This window comes from Arsenicicoccus bolidensis DSM 15745 (assembly GCF_000426385.1).
Taxonomy (GTDB): domain Bacteria; phylum Actinomycetota; class Actinomycetes; order Actinomycetales; family Dermatophilaceae; genus Arsenicicoccus; species Arsenicicoccus bolidensis.
In genome coordinates this window covers 1-21,592 of sequence record NZ_AUFG01000033.1, presented here as the reverse complement: position 1 = coordinate 21,592, position 21,592 = coordinate 1, and the positions used below count along the sequence as shown (strand labels likewise).

At 71.8% G+C, this 21,592-nt stretch carries 24 protein-coding genes; 7 read left to right on the top strand and 17 right to left on the bottom strand.

Going from position 1 to position 21,592, the window contains the following annotated elements:
* Window positions 1–67 precede the first annotated feature (67 nt).
* Complete coding sequence (locus K313_RS22580; RefSeq protein ID WP_156911416.1) at window positions 68–1,726, top strand: GGDEF domain-containing protein; 1,659 nt, start codon at window positions 68–70, stop codon at window positions 1,724–1,726.
* Here the strand turns inward: K313_RS22580 and K313_RS0115110 are convergent.
* From K313_RS0115110 to K313_RS0115075, 8 genes are all read right to left on the bottom strand, one after another.
* Window positions 1,699–2,934 carry an acyl-CoA dehydrogenase family protein gene (locus tag K313_RS0115110; protein ID WP_029212312.1) on the bottom strand — a complete coding sequence of 412 codons (1,236 nt, stop codon included), beginning with the start codon at window positions 2,932–2,934 and terminating at the stop codon, window positions 1,699–1,701. The genes K313_RS22580 and K313_RS0115110 overlap by 28 nt on opposite strands.
* Window positions 2,934–4,004: a phosphotransferase family protein gene (locus tag K313_RS0115105; RefSeq protein WP_029212311.1), complete on the bottom strand. Its 1,071-nt coding sequence runs from the start codon at window positions 4,002–4,004 to the stop codon at window positions 2,934–2,936. Before K313_RS0115105 ends, K313_RS0115110 begins: the two co-directional genes overlap by 1 nt.
* Entirely contained in the window at window positions 4,004–4,459 is a 456-nt protein-coding gene (locus tag K313_RS0115100; RefSeq protein WP_029212310.1) for a MaoC family dehydratase, read from the bottom strand. The genes K313_RS0115105 and K313_RS0115100 overlap by 1 nt, the downstream gene beginning before the upstream one ends.
* 50 nt (window positions 4,460–4,509) lie before the next feature.
* Window positions 4,510–5,286 carry a 3-oxoacyl-ACP reductase FabG gene (fabG, locus tag K313_RS0115095; protein ID WP_029212309.1) on the bottom strand — a complete coding sequence of 259 codons (777 nt, stop codon included), beginning with the start codon at window positions 5,284–5,286 and terminating at the stop codon, window positions 4,510–4,512.
* Between the two features lie 85 nt (window positions 5,287–5,371).
* Window positions 5,372–6,355 (bottom strand): NADPH:quinone oxidoreductase family protein, encoded by a 984-nt coding sequence (locus K313_RS0115090; protein ID WP_029212308.1) that lies wholly within the window; start codon window positions 6,353–6,355, stop codon window positions 5,372–5,374.
* A gap of 120 nt (window positions 6,356–6,475) precedes the next feature.
* Window positions 6,476–7,369, bottom strand: a complete 894-nt coding sequence (locus K313_RS0115085; protein WP_029212307.1) for an SDR family NAD(P)-dependent oxidoreductase — start codon at window positions 7,367–7,369, stop codon at window positions 6,476–6,478.
* A gap of 5 nt (window positions 7,370–7,374) precedes the next feature.
* The gene (locus tag K313_RS0115080) at window positions 7,375–8,139 is read right to left on the bottom strand and encodes an SDR family oxidoreductase (RefSeq protein WP_029212306.1); all 765 of its coding nucleotides are present in this window, start codon (window positions 8,137–8,139) and stop codon (window positions 7,375–7,377) included.
* Between the two features lie 182 nt (window positions 8,140–8,321).
* Window positions 8,322–9,467 (bottom strand): acyl-CoA dehydrogenase family protein, encoded by a 1,146-nt coding sequence (locus tag K313_RS0115075; protein WP_029212305.1) that lies wholly within the window; start codon window positions 9,465–9,467, stop codon window positions 8,322–8,324.
* A gap of 133 nt (window positions 9,468–9,600) precedes the next feature.
* On the opposite strand from K313_RS0115075, the gene K313_RS0115070 reads away from it, so the two are divergent.
* Window positions 9,601–10,191: a TetR/AcrR family transcriptional regulator gene (locus K313_RS0115070; protein WP_029212304.1), complete on the top strand. Its 591-nt coding sequence runs from the start codon at window positions 9,601–9,603 to the stop codon at window positions 10,189–10,191.
* 116 nt (window positions 10,192–10,307) lie between these two features.
* Here K313_RS0115070 and K313_RS0115065 read toward each other — a convergent pair whose 3' ends face one another.
* The 4 genes from K313_RS0115065 to K313_RS0115050 form a co-directional block, all read right to left on the bottom strand.
* Window positions 10,308–10,727, bottom strand: coding sequence for a type II toxin-antitoxin system VapC family toxin (locus K313_RS0115065; RefSeq protein WP_029212303.1), 420 nt, complete (start codon window positions 10,725–10,727; stop codon window positions 10,308–10,310).
* Window positions 10,724–10,960: a type II toxin-antitoxin system Phd/YefM family antitoxin gene (locus K313_RS0115060; protein ID WP_029212302.1), complete on the bottom strand. Its 237-nt coding sequence runs from the start codon at window positions 10,958–10,960 to the stop codon at window positions 10,724–10,726. Before K313_RS0115060 ends, K313_RS0115065 begins: the two co-directional genes overlap by 4 nt.
* Window positions 10,961–11,144: 184 nt before the next feature.
* Window positions 11,145–12,443 (bottom strand): AI-2E family transporter, encoded by a 1,299-nt coding sequence (locus K313_RS0115055; protein ID WP_029212301.1) that lies wholly within the window; start codon window positions 12,441–12,443, stop codon window positions 11,145–11,147.
* Window positions 12,444–12,681: 238 nt separating this feature from the next.
* Window positions 12,682–13,254: a sugar O-acetyltransferase gene (locus K313_RS0115050; RefSeq protein WP_029212300.1), complete on the bottom strand. Its 573-nt coding sequence runs from the start codon at window positions 13,252–13,254 to the stop codon at window positions 12,682–12,684.
* A 28-nt stretch (window positions 13,255–13,282) separates the two neighbouring features.
* Between K313_RS0115050 and K313_RS0115045 the strand changes: the two genes are divergently transcribed.
* Complete coding sequence (locus K313_RS0115045; RefSeq protein ID WP_029212299.1) at window positions 13,283–14,602, top strand: MFS transporter; 1,320 nt, start codon at window positions 13,283–13,285, stop codon at window positions 14,600–14,602.
* A gap of 53 nt (window positions 14,603–14,655) precedes the next feature.
* On the opposite strand, the gene K313_RS0115040 is transcribed toward K313_RS0115045, so the two are convergent.
* The gene (locus K313_RS0115040; RefSeq protein ID WP_019286702.1) at window positions 14,656–14,964 is read right to left on the bottom strand and encodes a hypothetical protein; all 309 of its coding nucleotides are present in this window, start codon (window positions 14,962–14,964) and stop codon (window positions 14,656–14,658) included.
* 14 nt (window positions 14,965–14,978) lie between these two features.
* Entirely contained in the window at window positions 14,979–15,842 is an 864-nt protein-coding gene (locus tag K313_RS0115035; protein ID WP_029212298.1) for an aminodeoxychorismate lyase, read from the bottom strand.
* Between the two features lie 155 nt (window positions 15,843–15,997).
* Between K313_RS0115035 and K313_RS0115030 the strand changes: the two genes are divergently transcribed.
* The 3 genes from K313_RS0115030 to K313_RS22575 all read left to right on the top strand — a co-directional run bounded on the left by K313_RS0115030 (window position 15,998) and on the right by K313_RS22575 (window position 17,224).
* The gene (locus tag K313_RS0115030; RefSeq protein ID WP_205621886.1) at window positions 15,998–16,462 is read left to right on the top strand and encodes a nucleotidyltransferase domain-containing protein; all 465 of its coding nucleotides are present in this window, start codon (window positions 15,998–16,000) and stop codon (window positions 16,460–16,462) included.
* Entirely contained in the window at window positions 16,459–16,773 is a 315-nt protein-coding gene (locus K313_RS0115025; protein WP_029212297.1) for a HepT-like ribonuclease domain-containing protein, read from the top strand. Before K313_RS0115030 ends, K313_RS0115025 begins: the two co-directional genes overlap by 4 nt.
* A gap of 229 nt (window positions 16,774–17,002) precedes the next feature.
* The gene (locus K313_RS22575; protein ID WP_029212296.1) at window positions 17,003–17,224 is read left to right on the top strand and encodes a hypothetical protein; all 222 of its coding nucleotides are present in this window, start codon (window positions 17,003–17,005) and stop codon (window positions 17,222–17,224) included.
* A 106-nt stretch (window positions 17,225–17,330) separates the two neighbouring features.
* On the opposite strand, the gene K313_RS0115015 is transcribed toward K313_RS22575, so the two are convergent.
* Window positions 17,331–17,831 (bottom strand): hypothetical protein, encoded by a 501-nt coding sequence (locus K313_RS0115015; protein ID WP_029212295.1) that lies wholly within the window; start codon window positions 17,829–17,831, stop codon window positions 17,331–17,333.
* Window positions 17,832–17,863: 32 nt separating this feature from the next.
* Window positions 17,864–18,430 carry a TetR/AcrR family transcriptional regulator C-terminal domain-containing protein gene (locus K313_RS0115010; protein WP_029212294.1) on the bottom strand — a complete coding sequence of 189 codons (567 nt, stop codon included), beginning with the start codon at window positions 18,428–18,430 and terminating at the stop codon, window positions 17,864–17,866.
* Window positions 18,431–18,589: 159 nt separating this feature from the next.
* Here K313_RS0115010 and bioB point away from each other — a divergent pair, with 159 nt between their 5' ends.
* Entirely contained in the window at window positions 18,590–19,870 is a 1,281-nt protein-coding gene (bioB, locus tag K313_RS0115005) for a biotin synthase BioB (protein ID WP_029212293.1), read from the top strand.
* A 79-nt stretch (window positions 19,871–19,949) separates the two neighbouring features.
* Here bioB and K313_RS0115000 read toward each other — a convergent pair whose 3' ends face one another.
* Window positions 19,950–21,347 (bottom strand): IS110 family RNA-guided transposase, encoded by a 1,398-nt coding sequence (locus K313_RS0115000; protein WP_240483994.1) that lies wholly within the window; start codon window positions 21,345–21,347, stop codon window positions 19,950–19,952.
* Between the last annotated feature and the right edge of the window lie 245 nt (window positions 21,348–21,592).

Below are 21,592 nucleotides of genomic sequence, written 5' to 3'. Positions count from 1 at the left end.
GGAAGGCACGACCAGCGCTTTCGTCACGCCCCGTTAGCGCGGGGTATCCCTGCGTACCATGGGCCGCATGAGCGGAGACGCCACGAGGGCCAGGACCGACGCGTGCGGCGTCGCCGGCCGTGTGGCGGGGAGCGAGGACGGCGACCCGGCACTGGAGCGGGCCTGGGACCTGCGCCAGGACCACCCCACGGAGTTCGCGCGGGCGGTGGGGGCGCTCCCACGCTCCCCGGCCGCCACCCTGCTGCGCGGCCTGCTGGCGCAGGCGCGCCTCGCCTGGGACGACGCCCTGTGCCTGTCCATGGAGGCCGAGCGCGACATCCCCGACGGCACCCGGTGGCATGCCCGCGCCCTGGAGATCATCGGCAACATCCTGGTGGTGCTGCAGCAGGACGACGCGGCGGTCTCCTACCTCGCCGCGGCGTCCGACGGCTACGACCGCGTCGGCTGCCAGATCGGGCGCTCCTCCTCCCTGCAGACCCGCGCCCTCCTGGGCTTCCGCACCGACCGCGAGGCGCTCCCCATGCTGCTCGAGGCCCTGGAGCTGGCCGAGACCGCCGGCGACGACGGCCTCACCGGCACCATCTTGCTCATCATCGTCGAGGCCGGGGAACGTCTCGGCATGCCCGAGGCCGCCCGTCAGGCCTACCTCGACCGGGCGTTGCGGCTGCTGCGCGGCAGCTGGCGCGACGGCTACGTCAGGGCGCGGTGCTTCCGGGCCGACAGCCTGCTCGCGCGGGGGGACACCGAGGGGGCCGCCCGCATGCTGCGCGACATCCCCGACCTCAGCACCATCGCCACCCTCGAGGCCCGCTGCGCGACTGCCTGCACCCTGGCCGAGCTGGCGCTGCGCCAGGGCAACCCCGAGCGGGGCGTCCAGCTGACGCGGGCCTGCCTCGTCGAGCAGCTGCCGGCCTGCGACGAGCAGATGGTCCGCCGCACCCTGTCCCGGTGCCTCGAGGCCGTCGGGGACCTGCGCGGCGCGCTCACCGAGGCCCGGCTCTCCGCGGACCTGCACGCCCGCCAGCTCGGGGAGAATGCCTCCGCGAAGGCCCGCGCCCTCGACGTCTGGCACCGCACCGCTCAGCTGCGCCGCGACCGGCAGCGGCAGGCGGCGCGCGCCGACCGCCTCGAGCAGGCGCTCGCCGAGCTCCGCGCGGCCCACGAGCGCATCCGCGGGCTCAGCATCCGCGACACCCTGACCGGGCTGCACAACCGGCAGCACCTGCTCGAGGTGGCCGATGGCGCGCTCGCGGACGCCGGGCCGCAGCGGCCGGGGCAGGTCGCGATGATCGACGTCGACGGGTTCAAGAAGGTCAACGACACCCACGGCCACCCCGCGGGCGACTCGGTGCTGCGCGCCTTCGGGCAGCTCCTGCGGTCGCACCTGCCGGCGGACGACCTCGTGGCGAGGTACGGCGGCGAGGAGTTCGTCGTCATACGGCTACCGCGCTCGGAGCAGGCCGACCCCCGCGCGGACGCGACCGGCCTGGTGCGCGACCTGGACGACTTCCGTGCGGTGGCGGCCTGCACGCAGTGGCGCGACCACCGGGGTGAGCCGCTCGCCCCCGTGACGGTGAGCGTCGGCGTCGCGCTCATCACGTCGCCGTCCCTGGAGCCGGCCCTGCTCCACGCCGACCAGACGATGTATGCCGCCAAGCGCGCCGGCGGGGACCGCGTCTGGACGGCAGACGGCTGCCCTCAGCCGGCGGTGTCACCCCGCCGCTGACCCGCGTGACGGCGCAGCTCCGCCTTGGCCAGGGCGTTCTTGTGCACCTCGTCCGGCCCGTCGGCCCAGCGCAGGGTCCGGATCCCCGCGAACATCCGGGCGAGCGGGGTGTCGGAGCTGATGCCGCCACCGCCGTGCACCTGCATCGCCTTGTCGAGGATCCACTCCACGGTGCGGGGGGTGGCGATCTTGATGGCCTGGATCTCGGTGTGGGCGCCCTTGTTGCCGACGGTGTCCATGAGCCAGGCGGTCTTGAGGGTGAGCAGGCGCAGCTGCTCGATCCGCACCCGGGACTCGGCGATCCAGTCGCGGATCACGCCCTGCTCGGCCAACGGCCGACCGAAGGCCACGCGCTCCGACGCCCGCTCGCACATGAGCTCCACCGCCCGCTCCGCGAGGCCGATCGAGCGCATGCAGTGGTGGATGCGGCCCGGTCCGAGGCGGGCCTGGGCGATCGCGAAGCCCATGCCCTCGCTCCCGATCACGTTGCTCGCCGGCACGCGCACCCCGTCGAAGACCAGCTCGCCGTGCCCGCCGTGGTCGTGGTCGTCGTAGCCGAAGACGGTGAGCCCGCGCTGCACGGTCAGGCCGGGGGCGTCGCGCGGCACCAGCACCATCGACTGCTGGCGGTGCCGCTCGGCGCCCGGGTCGGTCTTGCCCATGACGATGAAGATCTGGCAGTCGGGATTCATCGCCCCGGTCGTCCACCACTTGCGGCCGTCGATGACGATCTCGTCGCCCTCGCGGCGCATCGTCATCTCGATGTTGGTGGCGTCCGAGGAGGCGACGGCGGGCTCGGTCATCGCGAAGCCCGACCGGATCTCGCCCGCGAGCAGCGGCCTCAACCACCGCTCCTGCTGCTCCGGCGAGCCGAACTGCGCCAGCACCTCCATATTGCCGGTGTCGGGGGCCGCGCAGTTCATGGCCGGCGGCGCCAGCTCGATCGCGTGACCGCTGAGCTCGGCGAGGTGGGCGTACTGCAGGTTGGTCAGGCCCGCGCCGTGCTCACCGGGGAGGAAGAGGTTCCACAGCCCCCGCGAGCGCGCCTCCTCCTGCAGGCGCCGCAGCGTCGGCGAGGCCGTCCAGTGCCAGCCCAGCTCCGCGGTCTCCCGCTCGAAGTCGGCCTCGGCGGGGTGGATCTCCTCGTCGAGGAAGGCCCGCGTCCGGTCGATCCAGTCCTGCGTCGTGGCGTCGATCGTGAAGTCCATCAGCTCTCCTCCTTGAGGGCGCGCAGCCCGCCCGCGACGAGCGGCTCGACGTAGCCGCCGATCTCGGCGAAGCCCGCGCCCACGGTCTGTCCCTGGGTGTGGCGGTAGTAGATGCCCTCGAGGATCACGGCGAGCTTGAAGTAGGCCAGCCCGACGTAGAACCCGAGGTCGCTCACGTCGCGGCCGCTGCGCTCGGCGTAGCGGGCGAGCAGCTCACGCAGCGGCAGGTAGCCCGGCGCCTCGGAGACGTCGGTGATCAGGTCGCCGCCCGCGCCGAGCCGCGCCAGCTGCTGGTAGACGACGAGCAGCCCCACGTCGGTGAGCGGGTCGCCGAGGGTGGCCATCTCCCAGTCGAGGACGGCCCGCACCTCGTCGCGGCCGACCTCGCCACCGACGAGGCCGACAAGCAGGTTGTCGAGGCGGAAGTCGCCGTGCACGATCGCCGGCGGCTGGTCGGCGGGCACGCCACGCGTCAGCGCGGCATACAGCTCGTCGGCCCCGGCCAGGTCGCGGGAGCGCGACCCCTCCAGCTGGGTGCCCCACCGCTTGACCTGCCGGGCGAGGAATCCCTCCGGGCGCCCGAAGTCCTCGAGCCCCACGGCCCGCGGGTCGACGGCGTGCAGGTCGACGAGCGTGTCGACCATGCGCTCGCTGATCGCGCGGGTCCGCTCCGGACCCAGCGCGACCAGCTCGGAGGCCTGCCGGTATGGCGTCCCGGCGACGTGCTCCATGACGTAGAAGGGGGCCCCGATCACCGTCTCGTCCTCGCAGCACGCGTGGGTCACCGGCACCGGCACGTCGGTGTCCCGCAGGGCCGTGATGACCCGGTGCTCCCGGGCCATGTCGTGCGCCGTCGCGAGGACGTGCCCGAGCGGAGGCCGCCGCACGACCACGGTGGTGCCGGAGGCGTCGGTCACGGCATACGTCAGGTTGGACTTGCCACCCGCCAGCACCCGGGCCGACAGCTCACCCTCGAGCAGGCCCGGGGTCTCGCGGTCGAGGTAGGCGCGCAGGGCGCCCAGGTCCAGGCCGGGCACCTCGGCCCGGGCGGCCGCCGCTGCGTCGTCCATCAGGGCACCAGGAGGTAGACGACCTCGGCCACGCACGCGGGCTTGTCGGCGCCCTCGATCTCGACCGTCATCGCGAGGACCATCTGCAGGCCCGCCTTGGTCTGCGACGTCTCCTGCAGCTGGATGCCGACCCGGACGCGAGACCCCACCCGCACCGGGGTGAGGAAGCGAATCTTGTTGGCGCCGTAGTTCATCCCCATCGTGATGCCCTGCACCTCGTAGACCTCGGGCAGCAGCCCGGGGATCAGCGAGAGGGTCAGGTAGCCGTGCGCGATCGAGCCGCCGAACGGCGTCTCCCGCGCGGCGCGCTCCGGATCCACGTGGATCCACTGGTGGTCGCCGGTGGCCTCGGCGAACTGGTCCACCTGGGCCTGCGTGACCTCGTGCCAGTCGCTGTGGCCGAGGTGCTCGCCCGTCGCGGCGACGACCTCGTCGATCCCGTTGAACGTCCTCATGTCAGTCCTCTCCCGTTGCTCGTTCCTCGCTCGTGTCCTCGCGGGGTCGATCAGTCGCGCGGCCCGCCGGCCACGTAGATCACCTGGCCGCTCACGAACCCCGACTCCTCGGCGCACAGCCAGGACGCCGTGGCGGCGATGTCCTCGGGCTGGCCCGCACGGCCCACCGGGATCTGCTTGGCGGCACCCTCGAGGAACTCCTCGAAGGTGATGCCCATGCGCGCGGCCGTCGCCTTGGTCATGTCGGTGGCGATGAAGCCGGGGGCGATGGCGTTGGCGGTCACGCCGAACTTGCCGAGCTCGAGGGCCAGGGTCTTGGTGAAGCCCTGCATGCCCGCCTTGGCCGCGGCGTAGTTTGCCTGGCCGCGGTTGCCGAGCGCTGAGGTGGAGGACAGGTTGACGATGCGGCCGTACTTCGCCTCGGTCATGTAGCGCTGCGCCGCGCGCGTCATCAGGAACGAGCCGCGCAGGTGCACGCCCATGACGGAGTCCCAGTCGTCGACGCTCATCTTGAAGAGCATGTTGTCGCGGATGATGCCCGCGTTGTTGACCAGCACGGTCGGGGCGCCGAGCTCGGTGGCGACGCGCTCCACGGCGGCGGTGACGGCGGCCTCGTCGGACACGTCGACGCCCACGGCGAGCGCGCGGCCACCGGCGCCGGTGATCTCGTCGACCACGCCCTGGCAGGCGGCCTCGTCGAGGTCGAGGACGGCGACGGCCATGCCGTCGGAGGCGAGCCGGCGGGCGACCGCGGCACCGATGCCGCGGGCGGCACCGGTCACGATGGCGGTGCGCTGGGTGCTGGTCTGGTCGGGCTGAGCGGTCATGGGGACTCCTCGTCGAGTGGTCGTATGTCGGGCCGTGCGGGTGCGGCGCTCGCGGGGCCGGGGGCCACCGTGCTCACCGCCAGTCTCAGGGGGTCAGGACGACCCGTCCAGTGGTGTCGCCCGCGCCGAGGCGGGACAGGGCGTCGGGCAGGTCTTCCAGGGGGACGCGCTCGCTGACCAGCGGGGCGATGGCCCCGGCGGCGAGCAGGCGGGCGAGCTCCTGGTGGCAGGCGAGCAGCGAGCGGGGGTCCTTGGTGGCATAGAGCCCCCAGTGCAGCCCGAGGATCGCGTAGTTCTTGACCAGCGCGTGGTTGAGCGTCGGCGCGGGGATGTCGCCGGAGGCGAACCCGACCACGACGATGCGGCCCTCGAAGGCGATGCACTTGGTGGACTGCTGGTAGGCCGCGCCGCCCACGGGGTCGTAGACGACGTCCGCGCCGTGCCCCTCGGTGATCTCCTTGACGCGCGCGGCGACGTCCTCGTCGCGGCGGTCGATGACGGCGTCGCAGCCGAGCCGGCGGGCGACCTCGACCTTGTCCGGCCCACCGACGACGCCGATGACCCGGGCGCCCGCGGCCTTGCCGAGCTGCACGGCGGCGCTGCCGACCCCGCCCGCGGCGGCGTGGACGAGCAGCCACTCCCCCTCCTGCAGGTGGGCGCGACGGTGCAGGCCGAACCACCCGGTCTGGTAGGCGATGGTCAGCGCCGCGGCCGCCTCGTCCGAGATGCCGTCGGGCACGGGCATGGTCGCGGTCGCGTCGAGCAAGGCCTCCTCGGCGAACCCGCCGTGCGGGACGGCGGCCATGCCGGCGACGCGCTGCCCCGGCCGGACGTGCTGCACGCCCGCGCCGACCGCGATGACGTCGCCGCAGACCTCGACGCCGGGCACGAACGGGAGCGGCGGCTTGACCTGGTAGAGGCCCTTGATCATGAGCACGTCGGGGAAGTTCGCGGCGGTCGCCCGCACGCGCACGTGCACCTGCCCGGGGCCGGGCTCGGGTGAGGGACGCTCGCTCAGCTCGAGCACGTCACGGGGCTCGCCGAGGGTGGCGACGGTCCAGGCCTTCATAGCCCTCGTTCCCTTCCTCTCCATTGGTCACCAGTGGCGATTTGGATCGTTCCAAACGTGTCGGATTCGGTCATTGGTCACCAGTGGCGTTTTGGATCGTTCCAAACGTGTCGGATTCGGTCATTGGTGACCAATGATGCGCGAGTCGGACGACCGGGTGGCGGGGGCGGGGGCGGGGGCTGGGGCTGGGGCGGGGACTGGGACCTCACGCGTGTCGGGCGGCCGCGTCGCGGGGGCGGGGGCGGGGGCGTCGTAGCGGGTCTGCAGGCGCTGCATCCCGCGCACCCAGGCGTCGGTGTCGGTGGCGCGGGCGACGGCATACTCCCGGACGCGGGGGTGGGGCAGGACCTGGTGGCGGCCCTGCTCGATCGCCTCGAGCAGCGTGGCCGCGACCTCGGCCGGCGTGAGCAGACCGTCCGCGGCGAGCAGCCCCTGCACGTGGCCCGCGCTGCGATAGATGGCGGTGTCGACGCCCTGCGGGCACAGGCAGTGCACGTCGATCCCGCGATGGCCGTATGTCGCAGCCAACCACTCGGCGAAGGCCACCGCAGCGTGCTTGGTGACGGAGTAGGGCGCCGCACCGATCATCGTGAGCAGCCCTGCGGCAGAGGCGGTCACGACGAACCGGCCGCCCCCGCTCTCGAGCCACGTCGGCATCAGCAGGCGCGCCGCCCGCACGTGCGCCATGACGTTGATGTCGTGGGCGAGCTGCCAGGTCTCGTCGGGCGTCTCCAGACCGCGGCCGCCCTGGATGCCGGCGTTGCCGACCCAGACGTCGATGCGGCCGAGGTGGGCGGTCGAGAGCTCGATCAGCGCCGCGATGCCGTCGTTGGTCGAGACGTCGGCGGGCACGGCATACGCGCCGAGCTCCGTCGCGGTCGCCAGCAGCCGCTCGGCGTCGAGGTCGTTGACGACCACGCGTGCCCCGGCTGCGAGGCAGGCCTCGGCGATGGCGCGGCCGATGCCCCCGGCCGCTCCGGTCACCACGACTCCCTTGTCGCGCAACGCCTCCATCGCGGTCAGCCGCCGATCGCCGAGCCGTCGATGAGCGTGGCGCCGCCGTCGAGGACCATCGTGTGCCCGGTCGTCCACGCGGCGTCGTCGGACAGCAGGTAGGCCACGGCCCCCGCGACGTCCTCGGGCTCGCCGAGCCGCTTGAGGGCGTAGCCGCGCGACGCCTTCTCCTCGCGCCCCTCATAGAGCGCGACGGCGAACCTGGTCTTGACCACGGCGGGCGCGACCGCGTTGACCCTGATGGCGGGCCCGAGCTCGACGGCGAGCTCCTCGGTCAGGTGCAGCAGCGCGGCCTTGCTCGCGCCGTAGAACGCGATCCCCGGCGCCGCCCGCAGGCCCGCGACCGAGCCGACGTTGACGACGGAGCCGCCGTGCTCGCGCATCCGCACGGCATAGGCCTTCTGCACCCAGGAGAGCGCCGCCACGACGTTGGTGTCGAGGATCTTGCGCGCGACGTCGAGGTCGATCTCCATCAGCGGCCCGTAGGCCGGGTTGATCCCCGTGTTGTTGACCAGCAGGTCCAGGCCCCCGAACCGCTCGACGGCCGTCCGGATCGCCTCGTCCTGGTGGGCGGGGTCACCGGCGTTGCCCGCGACCGCGATGCAGTGCTCCTCACCGCCCATGGTCTCCACCGCGGCGGCGAGCGCCTCGGGCTTGCGGGCCGTGATCACGACCTTGGCGCCCTCGGCGACGAGCCGCCGCGCGATGGCCAGCCCGATCCCCCGGGACGCCCCCGTGACGATCCCGACCTTGCCGTCGAACCTGTTCACTACCTGACTCCTTCGTCGTCTGCTGCGTACTAGAGAGGGTGGGTGCTGAGGGTGGAGCCGGGGTGCGGGTGGGCGGACAGGCGGGTCTGGCGGGAGCCGCGAGGGACGACCGGCGAGTGGAAGGCCGCCCGCCCGCACCCCGGCGACGCCAGGACGTCATACAGGCTGGTGCAGAGCCAGGCTCAGAGGCCCAGGTCCCGCCCGATGAGCTCCTTCATAATCTCGTTGCTCCCCGCCCAGATCTTGTGGACGCGGGCGTCGCGCCAGGCGCGGGCGACGCGATACTCGTTCATGTAGCCGTAGCCTCCGTGGAGCTGGACGCACTCGTCGAGGACGGCGCACTGCACCTCGCTCGCCCACCACTTGGCCTTGGCCGCGTCCACGGCGGTGAGGGTGCCCTCGGAGTGCGCGATCACGCACTGGTCGATGAAGGCCTGGGTGACCTCGCACTTGGTGACCATCTCGGCGATCTTGAACTTGTTGTGCTGGAAGGTGCCGATGGGCTGGCCGAAGGCCTTGCGGTCCTTGGTGTACTGGATCGTCTCAGCGAGGATCTGGCGGGCGTTGGCGAGGTTGCCGACGGCGGCACCGAGGCGCTCCTGCGGCAGGTGCTTCATCATCTCGATGAAGCCCATCCCCTCGGGCCCGAGGAGGTGGTCGTTGCTGACGCGGACGTTCTCGAAGAACAGCTCGGAGGTGTCGGACTCCTCCTGGCCGACCTTGTCGAGCTTGTTGCCCTTGGTGAAGCCCTCCATGCCGGCCTCGAGGACGAACAACGAGATGCCCTTGGCACCCTTGGTGGGGTCGGTGCGGACGGCGACGACGGCGAGGTCGCACTGGTGGCCGTTGGTGATGAAGGTCTTGGAGCCGTTGATGACCCAGTCGTCGCCGTCGCGGACGGCGGTGGACTTCAGCGCTGCCAGGTCGGAGCCGCCGGAGGGCTCGGTCATCCCGATGGCCATGATCTTCTTGCCGGCGGCGACGTCGGGCAGCCACCGCTGCTTCTGCTCCTCGGTGCCGAGGTGCACGAGATAGGGGGCGGTGATGTCGGCGTGGATGCCGAAGCACGAGCCAGCGGCGTTGGTGAACCTGCCGATCTCCTCGGCGAAGACGGCGTTGAAGCGGTAGTCGTCGATGCCGGCGCCGCCATACTCCTCCGGGATGCTGAGGCCGAAGAAGCCCTGGGCCCCGGCCTCCTCCCAGATGTCTCGGGCGATGACGTGGTCCCGGATCATCTCCTCCGCCCGGGGCGCGAGGGTCCGGTCCACGAACTCCTTGACGGACTGTCGGAAGGCCTCGTGGTCCTCGTCGTAGATGGTGCGCTTCATCGCGTCTCCTCCTGGTGACCGTGCGGTCGTCGCGTTGCCGGCAAGTGTGACTAAGCGCTTGCTTAGTTCATGGTCTCGCTAGAGAATCACCCATGACCCAGGCCCGGGTCAAGAGGTGAGAGGGGTGATCCGTATGCCGCCCGGCCCGACCCGCGACGCGCGCCACCGCATCAAGGCCGCGGCGCTGCACTCCTTCGCCGCCAAGGGCTTCCACGCGACCACGACCCGCGACATCGCCGCGGCCGCCGGCATGAGCCCGGCCGCCGTCTACGTCCACCACGCCAGCAAGGAGTCGCTGCTCCACGCCCTCTCGCTGGAGGGCCACGCCGAGGTGCTGCGGCTGGCCCGCGAGGCGGTGGCCTCCGCCGACTCCCCCACCGAGCAGCTCCGGGCGCTGGCGCACGCCTGGGTCCTCACCCACGCCGAGCGCCACACGGTCTCGCGGATCGTGAACTACGAGCTCGACGCGCTCACGCCCGAGCACCTAGCCGAGGTCGGGGACCTGCGCCGCCAGATCACCGACGTCTTCCGGTCCGTGGTGGAGGCCGGGGTGGCGTCCGGGGAGTTCGAGACCGACCAGCCCCGGATGACGGTGACCGCCCTCATCTCGCTGGGCGTGGACGTGGCGCGCTGGTGGACCGCCGACGCGTCATGGACGCCGCAGGCGGTGGCCGACCACTTCACGACGCTCGCGCTCCGCCTCGTCCGCCCCGGCCACGCCTAGCCTGACCACGCCTGGCCTGACCACGCCTGGCCCCGGCCCTCCACCGGGTCGACCCTCGGAGCGCATCCCCCTGGCCCGTGAGTGGGCGCACATGGCGCTGGCGCTGACTCGCTGGTTCAGGTGGCCGCACTCCACGGGTCGAGGACCTCCACGCCGGTGGGGGCGAAGTCGCTCACGTTGCGGGTGACGACCACCAGCCCGTGCACGAGCGCGGTGGCCGCGATCAACGCATCCCGCTCGGGCCGAGGATCTGGGACGTGCAGAGCCGCCGCACGCCGGGCGACCGCCAGGTCCACGGGAAGCAGGCGGTCGGCATACTGCACGAGGACCCGCTCCTCGAGCCATGACCGCAGGACTGCCCCCTGACGCTCGTCGCGTCGTTCGACCAGGATGATGCCGGCCTCGATCTCGCGGATGGTGACCACGCTCAGGTATGCGTCGCGCCTGGCCAGCTGGGCGGCCCAGCTCACGACGCCGGCGTCAGCAGAAGGCGTGCGGAGCTCGCTGACGACGTTCGTGTCGAGCAGGAAGCTCACAGCGCTGGGACCTCGCCCAGGGTCCGGCTGATCACCGGCTCGAAGTCCACCTCGACGTCCATGCGCAGCGAGTCGAGGACGCTACCGGCCCCGGACAACCGCTCGTACTCGTCGATGCTGAGGACGACAAGGGTCGGGTGGCCCCGGTCGGTCACGAAGACCGGACCCTCCTTGGCCATCGCCTTGACCTTGGACGGCGAATGGTTGAACGTTCGCGCGTTCACGATAGTCATGAAACCACCTCCACGAGGAGGGTACTACGTATCTACAAAGCGGCGCGTGATCCATCGACCGGACGCGCGAGACGCCCACCCCGCGTGGGGTGGGCGTCTCGTCATACGGCCCGGACGGATCGACCGGCCTGCGGATCATCAGCCTGCTGAACCAGGCCCGGCTGATGCCTTCGCCGGGGGCGGGTCAGGCGACGGCGTCGTCGTGCTCGTTCTCCGGATCGACCGTGTCCTTGACCATCCCCGACTCGGCGGTCGCCGGGTTCGCCGCGATGAAGGCATTGGCCCAGCGCGCCTGCGGGTCCGAGTCGATCAGCACGGCCTTGATCAGCAGCGTCATCGGGAGGGCCAGGATCGCGCCCATCGGCCCGAGCACGGACGCCCAGAACAGCAGCGACAGGAAAGACAGCGTGGGGGTCACGCCGACGGCGTCGCCGGCGAACTTCGGCTGGATGATCGACTGCACGACGAAGTTGAGCCCGCAATAGGCCACGACCACCCACAGCGCCGTCATGGGGCCCTTGGCCAGCAGCGCCATCAGCGCCGGCGGGATCAGGCCGATGACGAAGCCGATGTTGGGGATGTAGTTGGTGAGGAAGCTCAGCACGGCCCACACCGCGGCCAGCGGGACGCCGAGCACGAGCAGCGCGGCCCAGTCGAGCGCCGCCACGATCAGGCCGAAGACCGTCGACACGATCCAGTAGCGACGCACGCCGCCGCCGAACGCGTCGAGCGCCTCGACGATGCGGGGGTGGTGCCGGCGCCCGAGGTCCATGCGCTTGCCCCAGCCCGTCGCGTCCATCATCAGGAAGAACAGGACGGTGAGGATGACGGCCAGCAGGCCGGTGAAGCTCTGCAGACCGGTCAGCACGGTCGTGACATAGCCCATGATGCTCTGCGGGTTGATGCCCTTGAGCTGTTCGAGCAGCGTGGACTCGCTGAGGCCGAACCTGCTCAGCTGGTCCAGCGACTGGGTGTAGAGCTGCTCGAACTTGCTGTTGTACTGCGGGATCTCGGCCACGAGCGAGGCGATCGACCAGCCCAGCGCGGAGAAGAACGCGATGATGACCGCGAACACGACCAGCCCCGCCAGGATCGAGCCGATCCACTCGGGCACGCCCTTGCGCGTCAGCCACCCCTTGAGCGGGTAGGCCGCGATCATCAGGTTGATCGCGAAGAAGACCGGCGCGATGAGGTCCTTGTTGGCCGTCATGCCCTGGATGCCGATCCAGGCGGCGGCCAGGCCGAGGAGGATCACCAGCATCCGGGGTATGCCGCCGGGGCGGGTCCACTCCTGCGCGCGCTGGTCGGCGATCTGGGCGCCGCGCCGCAGGCTTCCCTCGTGCGCGTCGTCGCGGGCCTGGCGCTTGGTGACCTTGCTGGCTCCGGCGCCCTCGCCCGCGTCGGTGGTGGCGGTGTGGGCGGTGGTGGCGGGGTCGGCCGTCGTCCCGGGCGTGCCGGGTTCGTCCGTCGGTCGTGCGTCCATCGTCGTGCCGTGGCCTCTCGTCGGGATCAAGGTCGTCAGCAGGGCCGTCCGTGGTCGGGCAGCCCTGGTTCGTCACCTAGCGTGCACCATCGAGGCCGTATGCCGGCGCCGCGCCGCCGAACGGATGCCACACCGTCACCCGGCGCGTGCTCCGCCATTCGTCTCGCCCCGAAGTGACCCGTCGGGGCAACCTAGGTGCGCAACCGCGACCTTTGAACGTTCCACGTGACCCGTCGGGTCAGAGCTCGCGGACGACGCGCGCCGGGTTGCCCACGACGACGACGCCGCGGGGCACGTCCTTGGTGACCACCGCGCCCGCGCCGACGATCGAGTCGCGACCCACCGTGACCCCGGCGAGGACGATCGCGCCGCCCCCGATCCAGACGTTGTCCTCGATCGTGATGGGGCGCGCGCCCTCCCAGCCCTCGCGGCGGGGGCCCGGCTCGACGGGGTGGGTCGGCGTCAGGAGCTGGACGTTGGGTCCCATCTGCACCTGGGCGCCGATCCGGATCTCCGCGACGTCCAGGGCCATCAGTCCGTAGTTGGCGAACGTCCCCTCGCCGACGTGCAGGTTGTCCCCGTAGTCGACGTAGACGGGGGCGCGCAGGTGGGCGGTCTCGGCATACGACCCGAGGAGCTCCTCGAGCAGGCGGCGGCGCTCGTCGGCGTCCTCGCACGCGTTGGCGCGCCGCATGGTGGCCTGGGCCCGCTCCATGGCGGCGCCGAGCTCCCCGTCCACGCGATAGGGGTCGCCGGCGTCGCGGCGCTCGCGCATCGAGCGGCTGTCGGTGGTGTCGGGGATGTCCGTCATGCCTTCGACCGTAGGCGAGACTGGACCCGTGAGCACGCGAGGGTGGATCGTCTGGGTCGTCGGGGTCATCGCCTACACCGCGGCCGTGCTGCAGCGAACCTCCTTGGGCGTCGCGGGGATCGACGCGGCCGACCGCTTCCACGCGCCCGCGGGCATCGTGGCGTCGTTCGTCGTGCTGCAGCTGCTGGTCTATGCCGGGCTGCAGGTGCCGGTGGGGATCGCGCTGGACCGGTTCGGGACGCGGCGGATGGTCACGATCGGCGCGGCCCTCATGGCGGTCGGCCAGATCCTGATGGCCACGGCCGACGACGTCCCGACCGGTATGGCGGCCCGCGTCCTCGTCGGCGCCGGCGACGCGATGACCTTCGGCAGCGTCATACGGCTCGTCCCGGCGTGGTTCCCCCCGGGTCAGGTGCCGTTGTTCACCCAGCTCACGGGCCTGCTCGGCCAGGCCGGGCAGGTGCTCGCGGCCATCCCCCTGTCGGCTCTGCTGCACGGGCCCGGGTGGACCGTGGCGTTCGGCACGGCGGCCGCCATCGCCGCCGCGTCCTGCCTGCTGGCGGCGACCCTGCTGCGCGACGCCCCACCCGGCGCCGCCACCGCCGCGCCCGTGGAGCGACCGCCGATCCTGGGCCAGGTCAGCGCCATGCTGCGGCATCCCGGCACGCGGCTCGGGCTGTGGACGCACTGGGTGACGGGGTTCGCGCCGATGGTCTTCGCGATGATGTGGGGCGTCCCCTATCTCGTGCAGGGCGAGGGTCTCTCGCCGCAGACCGCCTCCGCGCTGCTCACGCTCTTCGTCGTGCTGGGCCTCGGCATCGGCCCCGTCCTCGGGCTGCTGACCCAGCGCCATCCGCTGCGCCGCTCCAACCTCGCGCTGATGGTCACCGCCTGCAACGTCGTGCCGTGGGTCGCCGTGCTGCTGTGGCCCGGTCGCGCCCCGATGTGGCTCCTCGTGGTGCTCGTCGTCGGCCTGGCGACGGGCGGTCCGGGGTCGTCGATCGGGTTCGACTTCGCGCGGACCTTCAACCCCTCGCACCGCCTCGGGGCCGCGACGGGCGTCGTGATCATGGGCGCCTTCACCGGCGCGCTGCTGGCCATCCTCGGGATCGGTCTGGTGCTCGACGCGACGTCGTCGGGCGGGCGCTACACGCTCGAGGGCTTTCGCCTGGCGATGGCGGTGCAGCTGCCGGTCTTTGCGATCGGGCTGGTGGGTCTCTATCGCTCGCGCGCCCTGGCCCGGCGGCGGTGGCGCGAGGAGGAGGGCGTGGAGATCCCCACCTGGAGCGAGGCGCTGTCGCGGGAGTTCGGGCCCTGGCTGGAGCGGCGGCGCGGCGGCCGGGGCTAGAGGCCGGACCTCGGCGGGACGGGCTAGGCGCGGGGGCCGGGCGCGCTGACGGCTCAGCGGATCAGGGCCCAGCGTCCCCCGACGCGGCGCAGCGCCCGGCCGTTGCGGCAGCGCGCGACCTGCGCGACGGCGTGCACCATCCGGGCGCGCACGACGCGCGCCTCGTGGTCCTCCTCGTCGCGGCTGCTCGCGTCGATCGTGAACCTCACCGTGATCTGCGGCATCCCGCCGACGACGTCGAGCTGGTCCGCCTCGACCACGTGCGTCTCGCGCACCGTCGCGACCGCGGTCTGCAGCACCTCGGGAGGCGCGTGACCCGGGAGCACGTCCAGGACGTCCAGGGTGATCCGGTATGACGGCACGCCCGCCGCCTGCCTCAGAAACCGTTGAGGGCGCGGACGATCCGCGTCGCCTCGTCGTCCGTGCGCAGGGCCCGACCGTCGAGCGCCGTCACCGGCGCCACGCTGCGCACCGACGAGACGAGCCACACCGCGTCGGCCTCCGCGAGCTCTGCCGGGGTCACGAGGCGACGCTCCGCACGCCAGCCGTGCTGCTCGGCACCGCCCAGGATCTTGCGGGCGCTGATCGAGTCGAGGATCCCGGTCGCGCCGGTCGGCGTCGTCGCGACCACGCCGTCGCGCAGCCAGACGACGGCCGAGGTCGGCGCCTCGAGGACGTAGCCGTCGCTCGACGTGAACACCGGGTCGTCGGCCCCGCGTGCGGAGGCCTCGCGCTTGGCGGCGACGTGGACGGCATACGACAGGAGCTTGACCCCGCCGAGGAGCCACGGCGCGCCCTCGAAGCCGTCGCTCGCATAGCCGCGCGGGAGGGTCACGACGCTGATGCCCGCGCGCTGGGCCTGCATGCGCTCGTCGACGGCGGTGAGGGTCAGGAAGGCGAGCGGGGTCCCGTCGCCGTGCTCGTCGCCGCGGGTCAGGACCATCTTGAGGGCCGCCTCGTCCGCGCCCTGCCAGACCTGCAGGGCGTCGCCGACCAGCTCGATCCACGCGTCGTCGTCGGCGAGGGGGATGCCGAGCGCGTCGGCCGACCGCCGCAGCCGCTCGAGGTGCTCGTCGAGGTCGTGGACCAGCCAGCCCTCGCCGTCCCAGCGCACGAGCGTGGCGTCGAAGCAGCCGTCGCCCCTGGTGAGTCCGAGGTCGTCGCCGCTGGCGAGCCCCGTGCCGCGGTCGACGACCCCGCGACCCATGACCGCCACGACCTGCTGCACGCGCTCCGCCATCCCCAGAACCTACCTCGGGCAGGCACATCCGCCCGACTTCGCACCCCAGGTCGATGTGCCGAGCTCAGGCGGATCTGTCGACGCTGGCCCCTCCAGCGAGAGGCGGGGGTCCGCGACGTCGGCCCAATAGCACTTGCTATAATGCCCGCATGGGGATGAGCTTGCACGACGTTGCGCGTCACACCGACGAGGTCACCGCCCAGGCGCGGGCCGACCTCGTGAGCGCCGTGAGGCGGGCCGCCTCCGCAGGCATGACCCAGACGGAGATCGCCCGGCAGATCGGTCGAAGCCAGCCGGAGGTCTCACGGCTGCTGCGCTTCCACGGCACGTCCCCGAGGGCTCGGGTCCTGCGAGCCAACGCCGACCGGGTCCGCGAGATCGTGGGTGGGGCCGGGGGGAACCGCGTGCGCGTGTTCGGGTCGGTGGCCACCGGCAAGGACGGACCGGCCTCCGACGTCGACCTCGTTTTCTCCGCAGGTCGGACGTTGAGCCTCATGGAGCTGGGCCGCGTCGAGGGCCGACTCGCCGAGCTGCTCGGGATGCCCGTCGACCTCGTGCCTGAGTCCGCGCTCCGACCCAACATCCGCGAACGGGTCCTCGCCGAAGCGGTCACGCTGTGAGGTCGACGGACGAGCTGCTCAGGGAAGCCCTCTTCCACTTCACGCTCGCCGTCGACTACGCCAACGCCACTGCCGACGACCAGATGGCGGTTGATGCGGCCTCCATGCGGATGTCGGCCGGCATCGAGACCCTCAACCGACTAGACCCCTCCGTTCGCGACCAGCTGTTCGGTGGAAGCTGGCCGCTGATGTGGGGGATGCGCAATCGAATCGCCCACGGATATCTCCTGGTGGATCCCGAGACCATCCGCCGCACCGCTCAGACCGACATCCCCTGGATCACGAGCGTGATCCGAGACTCCCTCGCCTGACGGCGTCACCGGGCAGGCGGGAGACGACGACGAGTGATCAGGTGCGGTCCAGGCATCTGCGGCTGCCCGGGCCGCATGACGCCTCGCCGCATCTCGCCCGGCCCACACGACCGAGCGCTTCCTCCGGCTCCTGCCTGATGCGCGCCAGGGTCGAGACCCCCATCGCGAGGCCGCTGAGGCTGAGGACGCCGGGCTCGTCGTCGAGCAGCTGCGTACGGCACGGTGTCGGATGCAGTTCTACGACGTGGGCGCCGTCGTGTGGATCCTGCGCACGTGCGTCTGGTGGGTGCCGGACTCCGCCGCCGATCGGTACCTGGACGAGCTGCGTGAGCTGGACCGGTCGATGAGGCACTGCGGATCGGGCGGTGGCCCACTCGACGCGCCACCTGGTCGAGGCCCGCCGCCCAGCGAGGTGAGCGCACCCTCCGACCTGCTCGCACCGGCCGTATGACGTCCCGCCACATCTCGCCGGGCTCGCCCCCCGAACGACTGTGCACGTGCTGCCGCCACCGTCCTCGCCGCGCTGGCACGCCTGCGTCGGCACCACCGCTGACGCGTCAATCCCGAGCCCGGGCCTCGCGGACGTCCTGCACGAGCCGAGGAGTGCGCCACCGCGTGACGGCGCCGAACCACTCGGTGGCCGGGTAGGAGAGCCGCACCACGAAGTAGTTGACGTGCTCCACGACGGCGAACGCCCACACCCCGACGACGAGCACGGCGGCCCCCGGCCTCGACGGCCAGTGGAGGGCGATGACGACGAGGCCGGCGGCGAGCAGGGTCGGGTTCAGCACGCGCAGGGCCTGATAGGCGCCTGCCATCGCGCGTGGCATCGTCGAGTGCGGCGTCCAGGTCCGCGCCGCCAGCCAGTAGGCGCCGGCCTCGACGAGGACGATCAGCAGCGGGGCCAGCCCTCCCCAGAGGGCCCGGGCCTCCGTGGGGGTCAGCCGTGGCAGCGCCATCTGGAGCGCGGCCACCAGGAACACCCCGGCGGCGACGAGCTCCCCCACCCCGAGGCTCAGATAGCGGCGGCGGAGGGCGGCCTCACGGTCTCGATCCATGGCTCCGATGCTGGCACGTATGACGGAGTGGGTCAGGTCAGGCGCGAGCGGATCCCGTCGACGAGCAGCTCCAGGCCGTAGGCGAACCGCTGGTCCGGGTCGTCCGGCGTCACGCCGGGGCCGGCCGAGGCGACGCCGAAGGCCTGCATCTGGGCGTGGCCCTGCTCGTCGACCGCGTGCCCCATGACGAAGTGCAGCACGCCGGCCGCGGCGGCCCGGGCATCAGGCGCGCGCAGCCCCGCCCGGTGCAGGATCGCCACCAGCCCGCGCGTGGGGTCCACGCCCTCGGCACGCATCGACAGGACCGAGGCGACCAGCTCGGCCCCGTCGCGGTGGGAGGAGAGGGCCGCGCGCAGGCCGTGAGCCCACGACCGCACCTGCCCGTCCCAGTCGAGCCGGGGGTCCGGCGCCGCCACCTGGCCCAGCATCGACTCGGCGATGGCGGTGAGCAGCGACTGCTTGTTGGCGAAGTGCCAGTAGAGCGCCGACGGCTGCACCTCGAGCGCACCGGCGAGCTTGCGCATGGACAGGTCGGCGAAGCCGTACGCGTCGAGCGTGCGGATCGCCTCGTCGAGGACGGCCTGCCGCGTGAGCGCCATACGGGCTCTCCTCCTGACCGTGGGGCGGGGCGGGGCGGGACGAGAGCCCGGCCACACCAGGGCCCCTCACGTTGAGCGACCACCACCTCCTAGTTAACATGAACAGCGTTCATTGAACGGCGTTCATGACGCCGCTGACCGCTCGACGAGGAGAACCCCATGGACCTGCAGGCGATGGCGACGCGCGGCTGCGCCGGCGACCCGTGCACCCGCGAGGAGGCGCTGGCGGTGCTCGCCCTGCCCGACTCGGCCGTCCTCGACCTGGCGGCCACGGCAGGCCAGGTGCGGCGCGCGTTCTTCGGCAACCGGGTCAAGATGAACTACCTGGTCAACCTCAAGTCCGGCCTCTGCCCGGAGGACTGCTCCTACTGCAGCCAGGCCCGCGGCTCCGAGGCGGACGTGCTCAAGTACTCCTGGCTGAGCAAGGACAAGGCGGTCGAGGCCGCCACCGCGGGGATCGCCGGCGGCGCCGCGCGAGTGTGCCTCGTCGCGAGCGGCCGCGGCCCCTCCGACCGCGACATCGACAAGGTCACCGGCATCGTCGAGGCCATCAAGGACGCCGACCCGGCCGTCGAGGTGTGCGCCTGCCTCGGCTTCCTCAAGGGCAACCAGGGCGACCGGCTCAAGGCCGCCGGCGTCGACGCCTACAACCACAACCTCAACACCGCCGAGAGCAAGTACGACCAGATCTGCTCCACACACACCTACGCCGACCGCGTCGACACGGTCCGGCAGGCACACCTCGCCGAGCTGTCGGCCTGCTCCGGCTTCATCGCGGGCATGGACGAGACCGACGAAGATCTGGTCGACCTGGCCTTCGCCCTCCGCGACGTGGGCGCGGACTCGATCCCGGTCAACTTCCTGCTGCCGTTCGAGGGCACGCCGATGGCCGGCCACGGGATGATCAGCCCCCAGCGCTGCCTCAAGATCCTGGCGATGATCCGCTTCGTCAACCCCACGACGGAGATCCGGATGGCGGCCGGGCGCGAGGTGCACCTGCGGACCATGCAGCCGATGGGGCTGCACGTCGCGAACTCGATCTTCCTCGGCGACTACCTCACCAGCGAGGGCGCACCCGGCCGCTCGGACCTGGAGATGCTGCGGGACAACGGGTTCGTGCCCGAGGGGGCTCCGGACGACTGGGCCGAGCGGCTCGACGCGATCGACGTGAGCTCGTATGCCGAGCCGGCCGCCCCCAGCGGGTGTGGCGGTCACGCCGGCGGATCCGGTTGCGGGGGTTGCGGATCCGCGGGATCCGGCTGTGGCGGACACGCGGCGGACGAGCCGGCCGCGAGCGAGCAGGCGAAAGGCCGGCAGTCGTCCGGGGAGGGCGGCGCGCCCGCCGCCCCGTCAGGCTTTTCGGCGGCGGCGGCCTTCGACGCCCCTGTCGTCAGCCCCCGCCGTCGTGGTGCAGGCACGCAGCTGCCCGCCAACGTCTGACCGGCCTCCGGCCGGATCTACCTGAGGTAGTCACATCGACCTGGCGTGCGAAGTCGGGCGGATGAGTTCCTAAGGGGAGTCAAGTCAGTGCGGGGCTTCTAGGATTGATGGGGACGGGTCGGGATGTTGGAGCGCTGTGCGACTTCTGTGACTCCCGGCTCGTCCTTTTCTTGTGGTGCTGGGCCTTGCGGTTCTTGGTCTGTCCACGGGTCTTGCCAGGGTCGATCTGGTAGCGGTCGTTGACGATCTGACGGCCCTGGGCCGTGGTGATGGGGGTGCCGTCGGTGTCTTTGAGGATGTAGGGGCTGTTGGCGCGCCAGCAGGCCACGGCGCGCACCAGCAGGGTGCCGGCCAGGTGACAGATCGCGCTGGTGTGGTGTCGTCCGCTGTGGCGTAGTCGTTGGTACTGGCGGGCGAGCTGGGGGTCGGTCTGGCGGGCGGTGTCCGCGGCCAGGAAGGCCATCTTGCGTAGCAGCGGGTCACCGGCCTTGGTCAGCCCGCGGGCGCTGGCCTGGTTGCCGGACTGGCTGGTGATCGGGACCAGGCCGCTGTAGGCCCGGACGGCGTCCAGGCTGTGGAAGCGGGCGGGGTCGGCGATGATCGCCACGATCACGGCGGCGGTAGCGGCTCCGATGCCGGGGACCGAGGTCAGGACCTTGCCGGGGTCGGCGTCCTGGACGTGGGGGGCGATTCGAGCGTCCAGGGCAGCGATCTGGTCGTGGAGGGTGAGCAGGTCGCTGGCTTCGGCGGCGATGCTGTCGGCCAGCTCGGCGTAGTCGATCCCCTCCGGGCCCCACATCTGCACGGACTCGCGGGCCGCGGCCAGCAACGCGTCGGCGTGCGGCCTGCCCCAGTGGCCGCGGGAGTGACGGGCCAAGAAGGTCGTCAACCGGGCCGGTCCCAGCCGCAGCAGGGCGCGGGGGTCGCTGTACCGGATCAGGACCTTCGCGCCGGTCTTGGTGAAGTCGCTGCCCAGCGCGTCGTGCCAGCCCGGGCCCAACAGCTCCAGCAGGCTGTCCAGACGCATCTTGGCCTGGGTGTGCTGGGCCACCTTGCGGTCCCGGCGCCGGACCAGGCGTCGCAGCGGGTCACCGGGCCCGGCGCCGTGGTGCTCGCGTAGCTCCTCGCCGTGCAGGGACGGCAGGCGGGCCAGCAGCTGGGAGTCCAGCTTGTCATTCTTGGTGTGCTTGGACAGGTACGCGCGCAGGTCCGCGGACTGCGTGGTCGGTATCAGCACGACGCGGGCACCACGGGAGGCGAACCAGTGCTTGGGCAGGACCCACGCGTTGCGTGTGGGTTCCATCACCACCAGCAGGTCGTCGCCCGGGCCTAGCGCGATCTTGGCCCACAACCGCTCGAGCTCTTCGGGGCGGGACGTGAATTTCCACCCATGCCAGACGATCCGGCCATCGATGTCGGCCAGCGAGGCCTGATGTCTGGCTCTGCACGCCAGATCGATCCCCAGCACGTATTGCACGACGAGTCCTCCGATCACGTGTCCTGTCATTCCAGGCCCGTGTCGTCGTGGCTCACCTACACATTCGAAGTAGGGGTCGACCACAGAACGGTCGCCGCACGCTCCCGAACAAGAGACACCCCTCAGACACCGGCATGCCCGCGAGCGACCAATCATCCGCAAGAGCTCACCGAAGCGGCCCAGTGACAGACAGGACGCCCGCGGGCACCACCCAACCTAAATGTGACTACCTGAGGTAGGTCAGC

Bases quoted from the DNA above. Each gene is read 5' to 3' on its own strand.
- K313_RS22580 (WP_156911416.1), top strand. From the start codon at position 68: ATGAGCGGAGACGCCACGAGGGCCAGGACCGACGCGTGCGGCGTCGCC.
- K313_RS0115110 (WP_029212312.1), bottom strand. From the start codon at position 2,934: ATGGACTTCACGATCGACGCCACGACGCAGGACTGGATCGACCGGACG.
- K313_RS0115105 (WP_029212311.1), bottom strand. From the start codon at position 4,004: ATGGACGACGCAGCGGCGGCCGCCCGGGCCGAGGTGCCCGGCCTGGAC.
- K313_RS0115100 (WP_029212310.1), bottom strand. From the start codon at position 4,459: ATGAGGACGTTCAACGGGATCGACGAGGTCGTCGCCGCGACGGGCGAG.
- fabG (WP_029212309.1), bottom strand. From the start codon at position 5,286: ATGACCGCTCAGCCCGACCAGACCAGCACCCAGCGCACCGCCATCGTG.
- K313_RS0115090 (WP_029212308.1), bottom strand. From the start codon at position 6,355: ATGAAGGCCTGGACCGTCGCCACCCTCGGCGAGCCCCGTGACGTGCTC.
- K313_RS0115085 (WP_029212307.1), bottom strand. From the start codon at position 7,369: ATGGAGGCGTTGCGCGACAAGGGAGTCGTGGTGACCGGAGCGGCCGGG.
- K313_RS0115075 (WP_029212305.1), bottom strand. From the start codon at position 9,467: ATGAAGCGCACCATCTACGACGAGGACCACGAGGCCTTCCGACAGTCC.
- K313_RS0115070 (WP_029212304.1), top strand. From the start codon at position 9,601: ATGCCGCCCGGCCCGACCCGCGACGCGCGCCACCGCATCAAGGCCGCG.
- K313_RS0115060 (WP_029212302.1), bottom strand. From the start codon at position 10,960: ATGACTATCGTGAACGCGCGAACGTTCAACCATTCGCCGTCCAAGGTC.
- K313_RS0115055 (WP_029212301.1), bottom strand. From the start codon at position 12,443: ATGGACGCACGACCGACGGACGAACCCGGCACGCCCGGGACGACGGCC.
- K313_RS0115050 (WP_029212300.1), bottom strand. From the start codon at position 13,254: ATGACGGACATCCCCGACACCACCGACAGCCGCTCGATGCGCGAGCGC.
- K313_RS0115035 (WP_029212298.1), bottom strand. From the start codon at position 15,842: ATGGCGGAGCGCGTGCAGCAGGTCGTGGCGGTCATGGGTCGCGGGGTC.
- K313_RS0115030 (WP_205621886.1), top strand. From the start codon at position 15,998: ATGAGCTTGCACGACGTTGCGCGTCACACCGACGAGGTCACCGCCCAG.
- K313_RS22575 (WP_029212296.1), top strand. From the start codon at position 17,003: ATGCAGTTCTACGACGTGGGCGCCGTCGTGTGGATCCTGCGCACGTGC.
- K313_RS0115015 (WP_029212295.1), bottom strand. From the start codon at position 17,831: ATGGATCGAGACCGTGAGGCCGCCCTCCGCCGCCGCTATCTGAGCCTC.
- K313_RS0115010 (WP_029212294.1), bottom strand. From the start codon at position 18,430: ATGGCGCTCACGCGGCAGGCCGTCCTCGACGAGGCGATCCGCACGCTC.
- bioB (WP_029212293.1), top strand. From the start codon at position 18,590: ATGGACCTGCAGGCGATGGCGACGCGCGGCTGCGCCGGCGACCCGTGC.